At 63.2% G+C, this 11,975-nt stretch carries 7 protein-coding genes and 1 pseudogene; 5 read left to right on the plus strand and 3 right to left on the minus strand.

The features are described from left to right. Positions 1-17: 17 nt before the first annotated feature. Positions 18-866: a MaoC/PaaZ C-terminal domain-containing protein gene (locus tag NA5_RS14665; RefSeq protein WP_062986089.1), complete on the plus strand. Its 849-nt coding sequence runs from the start codon at positions 18-20 to the stop codon at positions 864-866. Positions 867-912: 46 nt separating this feature from the next. Here the strand turns inward: NA5_RS14665 and NA5_RS14670 are convergent, their stop codons facing one another. Both NA5_RS14670 and NA5_RS14675 read right to left on the minus strand, forming a co-directional pair. Further along, positions 913-2,061 (minus strand): CaiB/BaiF CoA transferase family protein, encoded by a 1,149-nt coding sequence (locus tag NA5_RS14670; RefSeq protein WP_062986091.1) that lies wholly within the window; start codon positions 2,059-2,061, stop codon positions 913-915. An 86-nt stretch (positions 2,062-2,147) separates the two neighbouring features. Continuing rightward, positions 2,148-3,677, minus strand: a complete 1,530-nt coding sequence (locus tag NA5_RS14675) for an acyl-CoA synthetase (RefSeq protein ID WP_062986093.1) — start codon at positions 3,675-3,677, stop codon at positions 2,148-2,150. A gap of 312 nt (positions 3,678-3,989) precedes the next feature. On the opposite strand from NA5_RS14675, the gene NA5_RS14680 reads away from it, so the two are divergent. Genes NA5_RS14680 through NA5_RS14690 form a run of 3 tightly spaced genes read left to right on the plus strand, consistent with a single transcriptional unit; the run spans position 3,990 to position 8,725 of the window. Then, a complete protein-coding gene (locus NA5_RS14680) occupies positions 3,990-6,764 on the plus strand; it encodes a branched-chain amino acid ABC transporter permease/ATP-binding protein (protein ID WP_169811302.1) in 2,775 nt (924 codons plus the stop codon). Beyond that, the gene (locus tag NA5_RS14685; protein ID WP_062986096.1) at positions 6,761-7,468 is read left to right on the plus strand and encodes an ABC transporter ATP-binding protein; all 708 of its coding nucleotides are present in this window, start codon (positions 6,761-6,763) and stop codon (positions 7,466-7,468) included. The genes NA5_RS14680 and NA5_RS14685 overlap by 4 nt, the downstream gene beginning before the upstream one ends. 9 nt (positions 7,469-7,477) lie before the next feature. Beyond that, positions 7,478-8,725 (plus strand): ABC transporter substrate-binding protein, encoded by a 1,248-nt coding sequence (locus NA5_RS14690; RefSeq protein WP_157110419.1) that lies wholly within the window; start codon positions 7,478-7,480, stop codon positions 8,723-8,725. A 60-nt stretch (positions 8,726-8,785) separates the two neighbouring features. On the opposite strand, the pseudogene NA5_RS14695 reads toward NA5_RS14690, so the two are convergent. Then, positions 8,786-10,088, minus strand: a pseudogene (locus NA5_RS14695) (MFS transporter). A 928-nt stretch (positions 10,089-11,016) separates the two neighbouring features. Here NA5_RS14695 and NA5_RS14705 point away from each other — a divergent pair. Beyond that, entirely contained in the window at positions 11,017-11,715 is a 699-nt protein-coding gene (locus NA5_RS14705; RefSeq protein ID WP_371856418.1) for a DUF8020 domain-containing protein, read from the plus strand. Positions 11,716-11,975: the final 260 nt, after the last annotated feature.

Here is an 11,975-nt window from a genome sequence, read left to right on the forward strand (position 1 = left end):
GGAGAGAAGTTGTGACGATGGATCCGGATACGGTGCTCGCCACGCAGCCGATCAAGCGGCCTACGGAGTGGAAACCAGAGGAGGTGATCCTCTACCACCTTGGCCTGGGCGCAGGCGCACACCCGGTCGACGCTGAGCATTTGCGGTACGTCTTCGAAGCGGACCTGAAGGTACTGCCCACCTTCGGGGTGATCACCGCGCAGCCGGTGGCGAGAGAGCTGCTCACCGCACCCGGAATAGTGTTCGACCCTACGCTCATGCTGCACGGTGAACAGGAACTCGTGGTCCATCGTCAACTGCCGGCGCTCGGCGCGGGCACCACGAGCACCGGTCGCATCGTCGGCCTGTACGACAAGGGCAAGGCTGCGGTTCTGGTGACCGAGGTGGTGCTGGCCGACGGCGGCGTGCCGTTGTGTACCAACCGATTCAGCAGCTTTCTGCGAGGTGCGGGCGGATTCGGTGGCGATCCGGGACCGGCGACGAGCAAGAGGACACCCGCCCGGGCCCCGGATGCCGTGTATGAATTGCGGACGCTTCCACAGCAGGCCGCTCTCTACCGGCTCACCGGCGATCACAATCCACTGCATATAGATCCCGAGTTCGCTGAACGAGCGGGATTCCAGCGCCCCATCACACACGGCCTGTGCACATGGGGCATGGCGTGCAAACTGGTGGTGGACGAGATCCTCGGCGGCGAGACCACCGCAGTTGGTTCGTGGGGCGGGCGCTTCTCCGGCGTGGTCTACCCCGGGGAGACTCTCATCGTGTCGACATGGCAGGACGCCGATCGGATCGCAGTCGAGGTGTCGAGCAAAGAGCGCGCCGAACCGGTGCTCAGCAACGGATCATTGACCATTCGCCAGTGACGGAACGTGGCCCGAGCATTGTTTGCCTCGGGCCACGCTCTGTGTCCTACTCCGCCTCCAGCGCAGTACCGTTCGCGATCAACGCGTCGACCCGATCCGGCGCGATCCCCCAGGCGAGCAGACCCGCGCGTGTGTTCTCTCCTGGTAACGCCGGCGCCGCACCGATCGTGGCCGGGGTGGCGCTGAATTTGGGCGCGGGTGCGGGCTGGACGACGCCGTCCACATCGACGAATGTGCCACGTGACCGCATATGCGGATCGGTGATGGCCTCATCGATGTCCAGCACGGGAGCCACGCAGGCATCCACGCCGTCGAACACCGCCATCCACTCGTCACGTGTGCGAGTCCGGAAGACCTCGGCGAACCGCTTCTTCAAGGCAGGCCACCGGTCTCGATCGTTTTGCTGGTCGAGCAGCGCCTGATCCGCGATCCCCATCCCCTCGACCAGGATCGCGAAGAATTTCGGCTCGATAGCGCCCACGCTCAGGTAGCGCCCATCGGCGGTCTCGTAGACCTCGTAGAACGGCGCGCCGGTGTCGAGAAGGTTTTCGCCACGACCTCGCCACTGTCCCATCGCGCGCAGCGTGTGCACCACGGTCGCCAGCCAGGCGGCCGCATCCACCATCGCGACATCGACCACCTGCCCTGTGCCGGTTGCCCGTGCGTGCATGATTCCGGACAGGATGGAGACCGCACACATCATCGCGCCACCGCCGAAGTCACCGACCAGATTCATCGGCGGCACTGGGCGTTCCCCGGCGCGACCGAACAGGCCGAGTACCCCAGCCCGCGCGATGTAGTTGATGTCGTGCCCCGCGCGCGGAGCCATCGGCCCGGTCTGGCCCCATCCGGTCATACGCGCGAAGACCAGCCCCGGATTACGCGCGAGGCACTGCTCAGGGCCCACACCCAGGCGCTCGGCTACGCCGGGACGGAATGGGTCGATGAGAGCATCCGCCTGTGCGACCAGGTCGAGAACCAGCTCGGCACCGTCGGGTGAGCTCAGATCCACACCGACCGATGGGCGACCGCGGTTCATCAGATCGGCCCGCGCGTCGGCCGCGGACCTCGGCTTTCGCCCGGGACGCTCGATCCGCAGAACGTCGGCGCCGAGGTCGGCCAGCACCATGCCGCAGAAGGGGCCTGGCCCGGTCCCGACGAGCTCGACGACGCGGACGGTGGACAGCGGTCCCATGGGCACTCCTATTGTGTTGGTTCAGAACTGGTGGTGTGTCGGCGTCGGACGCGCGGACTCCGACGAGCGGTGAGCTTCGCGCGGCGTTACCGTTGCGGCCAGTAGGCATCGCGAATCTTCCGCTTGTACAACTTCCCGTTCTCGCCGCGCGGAAGTGCGAGCACGAAATCGACTGTCCGGGGGCACTTGTAATGGGCGAGGGCACGGCGGCAGTCCTCGATCAATCGTCGCGCCAGTTCCGGCGCCGCGGCCTCGCCAGGTGCGGTCACCACCACGGCCTTGACCTCTTCGCCGAACTCGTCGTTGGGGACTCCGATGACCGCGGCGTCATCGACGGCGGGGTGAGTGATCAAGAAGTCCTCGACCTCTTGCGGATAGATGTTGACGCCTCCGGAAATGATCAGGTGCGATCGGCGGTCGCTCAGGTAGAGGTAGCCGTCGGCATCCAGATGGCCGGCATCGTCGGCTGTCGTCCAGCCCTTCGGATGCCGCGACTTCGCAGTCTTCTCGGCGTCTCCGTGGTAGGTGAACGGCTCGCCGACAGTCTCGAAGTAGATGGCGCCGGTCTCCCCCACAGGAACTTCGTTCCCGTCGTCGTCGACGATATGGACGACGCCGACCTTCGGCCGGCCGACCGAGCCCCGATGCGTCAGCCACTCCTGCGGAGATATCCAGCAGTATCCGATGCCCTCGGTACCCGCGTAGTACTCGTAGACGATGGGGCCGAGCCAGTCGAGTATCGCCTCTTTGACCGGGACGGGACACGGTGCCGCGGAATGGATTACCGACGAGAGGCTGCTGAGGTCATAGCTGGTGCGCACGTGCTCGGGTAGTCGCAGCGCGCGGATGAGCATAGTGGGCACAACCTGAACGCACGTCACCGCGTACTGCTCGATCGCCCGCAGCATTCCCTCGGCGTCGAAGCGCTCCATCACGATCGCCGTCGCGCCGATCCGGTGCATCGCGGTTGTATACCAAAGCCCTGCACCGTGGTACAGCGGAGCCGGGCACAGGTATCGGGTGTCGGGACCCCAACCGTAGAGTTCGCACAGACTGTCCAGCCAGGGATCCGCCGCGGTGAACGTGCCTTCCGGGAGGGGCCGCTTCACCCCTTTCGGGCGACCCGTGGTGCCGGCCGAGTACTTCATCGAACTTCCCTGCGACTCATCGGGAATCGGTTCCGTCGGTTCGGTTCGCACCGTCTCCTCGTACGTGCGAAATCCGGAAATCGTTCCCTCGACGGAAATCAGCAGGGTCACCTCCGGGACAAGCCGCATGATCTCCTGGGCGGTCGCCGCGTAGCGTGCCGACACGAACAGCACGGTGCTACCCGAGTCGCGCACGATGTACGCCGCTTCGGCGGCACTCAGCCAGACATTGATCGGTGTGTAGTAACAGCCGGCACGCATTGCGCCCCAGATGATTTCGAACGCGGTCGGGCAGTTCTCGAGAAGGTACGCGACATGGTCGCCGCGGCGCAGCCCGGCACGACGCATCGCCTGCGCGACCTGATTCGACCCGCGCTCGAGTTCGGCGTAGGTGAGTGTCGCGCCGCTGGCAGCCATCACCACGGCCGGCTTGTCCGGGGTTCGCTCGGCGAACATGCCAAGGAACATGGGTGCAGGGCTGGTACGCATCATGAGACTCCTGTTGTGACCACGAGGCCCGCAGTACTGCAAGCGATGGTCACCCAGCCTAAATGAGGGCACTGTTGCGCGAGGAGACTTTAAGATCTCTCGCCGCTCACTGCACCCAACAGCGCGACGAATCCTCCCAAAATCGCGCGCATAGTAGCCCCAATGACGCGTCAATTAGTGGAAATCGGGCAGAAAATCCGACTATTGCGCCGAGTGTGACCCACGTCTACTCTAAGCGCAATTAGTGCACTCTTAAGAAGTTGAGTGTCAGTCCTCATTGTGGAGGCTCCTGTGACTGTCCCAATACAATTCGCGTTGCTCGGCTTGGGGGCAGGTGCTGCTTACGGCCTTGCCGCACTGGGACTCGTGTTGGTTTATCGAGGGTCGGGAGTCATCAACTTCGCGCATGGCGCCGTGGGGATGATCGGCACATTCGTGTTCTACGAGCTCCACGATGTGCGCCACTGGAGCTTCGCATCGGCCGCCGTACCGGCATTGGTCGTGTGCGCCCTGCTGGGCGTCGCGATTCAGTTGCTGGTCATGGGGCCACTACAGCACAGTTCAGGCCTTGCCAAACTGCTGGCAACCCTTGGCGTGCTGACTACCCTGGAGGGACTGGCAGGCCTTCGGTACCACTCGGGCTCGGTCGTGGTCGCGTCATCACTACCTCGGTCGACGGTGCAGATCGCCGGTGCCGTCATCGGGTGGGACCGCCTGCTCATCTTCGCCTTGGTCGTAGTGCTCGTCGCGATCTTGTTCGCCCTCTACCGTTACAGCAAGTTCGGCATAGCTACCGCTGCCGTTGCCGAAAATCCGCGTGCCGCAGCACATCTGGGGCACTCACCGACCGCAATCGCGTGCGCGAACTGGGCGATGGGTTCCATGTTGGCAGGCTTGGCGGGGATATTGCTCGCCCCGATCACCGGCCTTTCGGTGGCCGGCCTGACTCTGCTGGTCATCCCGGCGCTGGCCGCGGCCGTGGTGGGGCGGATGCTGTCGTTCCCGGTGACGCTGTTGGCAGGTGTGCTGATCGGCGTCGCGCAATCCGAAATAACTCGCTACGTGAGCTCGCCCGGATGGGCGAACGCGGTCCCCTTCTTCGTCATCATCGTCATGCTGTCGTTGCGAGGAACCGGACTCCCGACGCGCGGCACCGAATCGCAACGGATGCCGGCAGTCGGCCTGGGCCGGATCCGACTATGGCTCGTTGCAATCGCACTGGCGGTCGTCATCGGTCTGGTACAGGTGATCCCACCGGAGTGGGTCGATGGCATCACCGTATCGATAACCGTCGCGATTGTGGTGTTGTCCATTGTGGTCGTCACCGGATACGCCGGCCAGGTATCGCTCGCACAGTGGATGATGGCCGGTTTGGGGGCCTGGATCGCCGCGAAACTGGTCAGTTCTGCCGGATTCTCGATGCTGGCCGCGCTGTTGATCTCGGTGGTGGTCATGCTTCCCATCGGGGTGGTCATCGGACTACCCGCCTTGCGATCAAGGGGCGATCAGCTGGCGATCGTCACATTGGGCGTCAGCGTCGCGATCGAGCAGTTGATCTTCAACTCGCCTGCACTCACCGGCGGCAGCACCGGGTTGCAGGTCGGCTTCCCCACCATCTTCGGGATCGATGTCGACAACATAATCCATCCGCGGTCCTACGCGGTGGTCTCGATATGCCTGTTCACGATCTGTGCGGTGGCCGTGGCCAACCTGCGGCGTGGTCGCGCCGGGCGCGGACTACTAGCGCTGCGATCGAACGAACGGGCTGCCGCGTCGCTGGGCGTGTGGGTCACCGGTAGCAAGCTGTACGCATTCGCTTTCGCCGGGATGGTAGCCGCGGTCGGTGGGGTGGTCTTCTCGTTCCGCAACCCCGCTGTCCTGTTCAGCGACTATCCGGCTTTCCAATCTGTCACCGTCGTCGGCTATGCCGTCATCGGCGGGCTTGGCTTCGTTACGGGCCCATTGGTGGGTTCGGCCCTGCAACCCGGTGGCGTCGGAACGACTCTCGGCAACCTGTTCGGAGAGGGAATCGAACAGTATCTCCTGGTGGCGAGCGGGCCGCTGCTCATTCTCACGGTGGTCGCCAATGTCAATGGTGTTGTCGCCTCGGAAATCCGGCGTTGGAGCAGCGTCGGCAGGAGGATCACGGGGAGGATTCGCCGAAACCGGCCTGCTGACGTCACTGTGTCTGAGCCCGCCGCCAATGCGGGAACCGGAACGGATGCCGTCGCCCGGAAGGCGACGAGGGTCACCGAACAGGCGCTCGAGATCAGCGATATCGCGGTGCGCTTCGGCGCAACCGAAGTACTACGGAACGTTTCGCTGGACGTCCAGCCCGGGTCCGTCGTGGGCCTGATAGGGCCGAACGGAGCAGGTAAAACGACGTTGATCGACGTGATCACCGGCTTCGTCACTCCCTCACACGGCACTGTGAGGTTGAACGGCGAACCAGTCCACCGCGCTGCGTACCAGCGTGCTCGGACCGGGATCGCGCGGTCGTATCAGTCGCTCGAACTGTTCGACGACATGACGGTGCTCGAGAACCTCCGGATAGCCGCCGAGCGCTGCCGATGGTGGAACTACATCACCGATCCCATTTTCCCTGGCCATCCCACCACCTCACCGGCGATGGCCGAGGCGATCGAGGTATTCCGCCTCGGGGATGTACTCGACAAGCGCCCGAGCGAACTACCGTACGGCCAGCGCAGGCTGGTCGCCATCGCCCGCGCGGTGGCGTCGGAGCCCTCCGTCTTGCTCCTGGACGAACCCGCGGCGGGTTTGAGCGAAGTGGAACGCGACGAACTCGGTGAGCTGGTCACTCACCTCGCACGCGAGCGCGGGATCGCCATCCTGCTGATCGAGCACGACGTGGAACTCGTCATGCGGTTGTGTGAGCGGATCGTCGCCCTCGATTTCGGCCAGGTGATCGCACAAGGGTCTCCCGCCGAAATTCGCGAGAACGCCGCGGTTGTCGCCTCCTATCTCGGCGCAGCGGCGACCGAAGAGATCGCGATCGACGACGAAATCCGCTCCGTCCGAATCGATTCCCAGGAGGTCCGGTCATGACCACATCGAACACGTTGCTGGCGGCCGAAAAGATTGCCGCGGGGTACAACGGCATCCCGGTCCTGGAGAACGTCTGTCTTCATGTCGAGCCTGGTGAGGTCGTGACGTTGCTCGGGGCGAACGGCGCGGGCAAGACGACGACACTCCTGACTTTGGCCGGCAATCTCCGACCGCTTCAGGGCCAGGTCGTTTGGAAAGGCCGTCCCATCCGGACGCCTCCCTACCGACGCAGCCGAGAAGGCATGGCGTTCCTGACCGAGGAACGTGCCGTATTCACGAAATTGACCACCGCGGAAAATCTTCGGCTCGGGCGGGGCGGGGTTCGCGCGGCACTCGACATCACCCCTGAGCTCGAAAAGCTCCTCGATCGCAAGGCTGGGCTGCTCTCCGGCGGCGAACAACAGATGCTTGCCCTCACCCGGGCCATCGCGGCCCGCCCCGCGGTATTGCTCGCCGACGAATTGTCACTGGGCCTTGCGCCGAAGATGGCTCGGCGGCTGCTCGACGCCGTCCGGAAGGCGGCCGACTCCGGGATCGGCGTCATCCTCGTGGAGCAGCATGTCCGCAACGCACTGTCCATCGCCGACCGTGGATACGTACTTCGACGCGGCCGTGTGGTCATGACCGGAACGTCCGCCGAATTGCTCTCGCGCATCGGTGATATCGAGGCAAACTACCTCGCTGGCCCCAGCACATCCGAATAGAAATTTCAGTTGATCAAATCGAATTTCTCAAAAGAAATTCGAGAAATGGAGTCTGCCATGCGGACAAAAGTAAAAACTGCCCTGGTGGGCATGACGGTGGCAGGATTGGTCACCGCGATGACAGCGTGTTCCGACGGAGGGGGCGGGTCCGACGGAAGCACCATCAAGGTGATGGCCATGGGGCAGTACCAGTCGTCCCAATTCTCCTTCCCCGAAATGAAGGACGCAGTGGAGGGGGCGATCAATGCCGCCAACGCCGCGGGCGGCATCAACGGCAAGAAGATCGAACTCACGACCTGCAACGACCAGGGCGACCCGAACGTCGCCGCGAAATGTGCACGACAAGCAGTGACGGAACACGCCGCCGCGGTCCTCGGGAGCATCTCGCTGTTCAACACCGGCGTCACGCCCGTGTTGGAAGCTGCCCACATTCCATTGATCGGCGCACTTCCATTGACCAGTGCCGATTTCACCAGCCCGATCTCGTACCCGGTCGACGGTGGCAATCCAGGGCAATTCACCGCAGCTGGACTGGCGCTGGCGCAGCGAGGCTGCAAACAAGTAGGGATCATATCCAGTTCGGACAGCGCGGCCGCGCAGGTTTCGGCAGAGCTGATCGAACAGGGGGTGAAATCCGGTGGCGGACAAGTTACTTCCTCGATCGGTGTCACCAGTGATGCTCCCGACCTCGCACCTGCGGTTTCCACCCTGTTGCAAGGAGGCGCGCGCTGCGTCGGCGTGGCCCTTCCCGCCGCAGCACAGATGAAATTCATCATGGCGGCGCGCCAGAGCAGTAACCCACAGCTCCCGATCGCAGCCAGCCTGGCGAATGTTCCACCGAGTGTCCTGGCTTCGTCGGGTGCAGCCATGGAAGGCGTCCTGCTTCCCGACAGCAAGGTCCTTCCCAACCCGACCGATACACCCAATTTCGTGGCGCAGTTGAAGGCACATAATCCGAAGGCCGAGGTGGATACGAGCGCCGAGCTTGCCTGGTCCGCAGCAACCGTATTCATCGAGGTGGCCAAACAGATCCAAGGTCCGGTGACCGCATCGAGCGTGATCGACCAGTTGAAGAAGACGACCGCGATGAAGCTCGAGACCTACCCGAGTCCGATCGACTTCACGAAGGAGAACTCGAACCCCAAGTACAAGCGGCTGTTCAACACTAAGGACGTTCTGTACATGGTGCACGACGGCGCCATCATCAAGGCGCAGAACGACCTGATCAATGTCGCCGATGCGCTGGCGGCGAGCTGACAGTCAGATTGTCGAGGCCGGCGGGGCCGATCATCTCGGCCCCGCCGGTCTCGGCGCGTGCTACTGCATCGCTGGCTGAAGAGCCGGCGCGGTGTGCGTGTGTGGTGGTCGGGCGAGGAGTGCCATGATCGCAGCCGCCGTGTTCACCAGCGCCAAGGCGATGAGGACCGGAACGAAGCTCCCGAGCCGATCGAGCATCGCGCCGACGACGACCGGAGCGGCACCACCGAACAGCGACTGCAGCGGCGTGGAAACCCCGCCCAGCACCGGGTACGCCTTGGTGCCGAAGTAATTCGTGAAGATGACCGCCGTCATCAGATAGATCTCGCCATTGGCCAACCCGACCGCGATCAGATAGACGTACAGCGCGCCCGACCACATGTACAAGAGCGCGAACACGACCAGTCCGAAACCGAGCACCAATTGGAACAGCGCCATGAGGTAGCGCGCTTCGACGAGGTCGGAGATCCAGCCACCGATCAGCCGGCTGAAACCGCTGACAGTGTTGACCAATCCGAAGATCGTCACCGCCGCCGTGACACTGAGCCCGCTGGCCTCGAAAATCTTCACCTGATGCGCGGAAAGCCCACTGAAAACGAAGATTTCGAAGGTGGCGGACAATGCGACGAGCCAGAACGCGGGATGTGCAAGAGCTTGCGCGCCGGTCCACGACCTGGTGACCTTGTAGGCCATCCGCCGTCGGATCGGTTCGACATCGACGAGTTGGCGGTCCGTGGCACCGCCATCGGTCTCCTGTCCGAGGTCTTCGGGCTTTTCACGAACGAACAACAGAGCACACAGCGGAGCCAAGATCGCGATCCCGCCCTCGACCCTGGCGACATCCCGCCAGGTGCCGAATGCTCCGAGTAGCGCCACCGAAAGCTGGGACCACACGATCGCGATGAGTGTCGATGACGAGATGACGATCGACAGCCCCAGCCCCCGCCGACGGTGGAGCCAGTTACTGACGATCGCCGGTCCGCACAACGCCGCACCCGCTGCCGATACCGAGCACGCCCGTGCACAAATACAGCTGCCAGGCATGCTGAACCAGGGACATGCCCAGGACGGCCAGTGGCACCAGGGGCGTGAAGCAGACCATGAGCCTACGAGCACCCACCCGTGGTATCAGCAGTCCGGCCACGAAACTCGCCACCCCGACGCTGATGAGATAAATGGATGAGCCGGCACCGTACTCCGCGGCACTCCAGCCCAGCTCTTTCGCCATCAGTGGAACGTTCATTCCGAGGGTGACGAACATGCCGACCGTCAATGCGTAGATTATCGTGATGAATACAAGGTTGTAGTAGCCATAAAAGCCTCGCGACCAGGCGAACATGGGCCCCTCGTTGTGTGCGTGCATGAGATATGCAAAATGATCCGTCGAACACGCCCTGCGGCTCAGGCACGTACGAATGTACGATCTGGCACTCACGGTGTCGACGAATGGTGACGAGCCGGATATCCGGCGACCGAGTTACCTTTCGAAACTTGAGGGTTCGGGTGAGCAGAAAATGCCCGCGGACAAGGTCCGGCCGGCCCCAGCGACACGGCTGGACGCATTCGTGGAATGCGCAAGCTCAGCTCAACAGCAAGCATAGAAGAGTGTCCTATATCTCTTTGCCTACGTCAAGAGTCCATAACCCCCAGTGCAACTCATCGACACTCGAAATACCCGCAACCCATTGCGGCGAAGGACTTCTGCGACTTGCGATTCCAGCGCACCCCGCTGCCAGGCCGACTACCGGACAACCAATGACGCGCAAAGGTCACGAATGCAGCGAGCACATCTCCCCCAAGCCGACCAAGGTTCGCTGTACAGACAACCAATGCCACGAACTGCTCCGATGACGAAGAGTTTTCCGAAACTGCCCCCGCATCAACCAAAACAGTATACTCTTGAGTCCATGCTCGAAACCTGGCGACACTCTCGAGATGATCAATCAGGTTTCACCAGTTCGACCATAGATTTTGCGCGCGAGTGAATCGAAAACGTCGAACAAGTTCGACCATCGCCCGGGAACAGGAGAAGTCATTCCGGTTCACCGAGCGGTGATAGATATATTTGAATACCGGAAATCTAAATATTCCATCTGACACTTTCTAGCGGCAATTGGTCGGCGTGCCCGATTGACAGTCCGCACCTTCGTTTACATATTCCAGAACCAAAATAGAAGCGTTCACCGCCGTCGGCGCCGCTGATGGTGTGTGTCGCCGCTCAGTGATCCCCGAATCACCGGTTTTCGACCCCTCGGTCAGCATATCCGGGGAGTCCGATGAGAGGAAATATGATGAGGAAAATCGCCGCTGCCTGTGTACTGGCAGTCGGAGTCGTGAGCATGGCGGGAACCGCGCACGCGACGCCGCCACCGGACGCGATCCACTACACGACCTTCGCAACACCCACCGGGACGGTCATCAGCACCGATGCGGGATCCCTGACCGCCGAGGATGGCGTGTTCAAGATCAAGGGTGCCGACGGAACCGTGGTCGCCGGCTCGGAATTGTCGTTCCGGGTCGACGATTTCGTCTTCCCCATCGACGCCCAGATCAGTAACCGCACCGCGACGCTCACCCCCCGGTTCGACCTCGCCCACGCCAGCTATCGACCGGTCAGCCTGCCATACGAGGAGCAGGCTCCCTGGAAGACGCAATACGACCGTGAACAGGCCGCCTGGAGTCGACTGGTCACCACGATCACGGCGGGCGCCACCATCGGAACCATGGTGGGCGGGCTCGGCGGTGCGGCGGTCGGCTGTGTGCTCGGCGGCATCGCGGGTGCGACCATCGCCGCCGCGACCATCGTCGGCATGTTCGGCCCGTTCATCCCGGCCGCCGCCATTGGCTGCCTCGGCGGCATCATAGCCATCGGAGCGCTCGGCACCGCGGCCGGACAGCTACTGGTGACCGCGCCCGTCGCGATCATGGCCGCCGTCCAGTACTTCACGACCGTCAACCAGCCCCCGCCCGGCCCCGCCCCGGCCAAGTAGTCGGCGACCGCGCCGGGACGTTCGGACACGACGGTCGCCCAGAAGCGACCACCGAGAACTCCCGGCGCGGCCCGCACACCGCAAGGCGAAGCCTCAGCCGCACAACGACACTGACCAACACCACAGCCCGGCTGGATGCTCACGCCGAATTTCGAAGCGAGCGCGTCTGCTGACGATCCGAAGCTGTTCCGCCCGATTCAAATGCTGGCCGGTGGGCAATCATCTGTACCGTCGCTGCCGCAGAACTCGACGCCGCCCGG

This window comes from Nocardia anaemiae NBRC 100462, assembly GCF_001612725.1.
GTDB classification, from domain to species: Bacteria; Actinomycetota; Actinomycetes; order Mycobacteriales; family Mycobacteriaceae; genus Nocardia; species Nocardia anaemiae.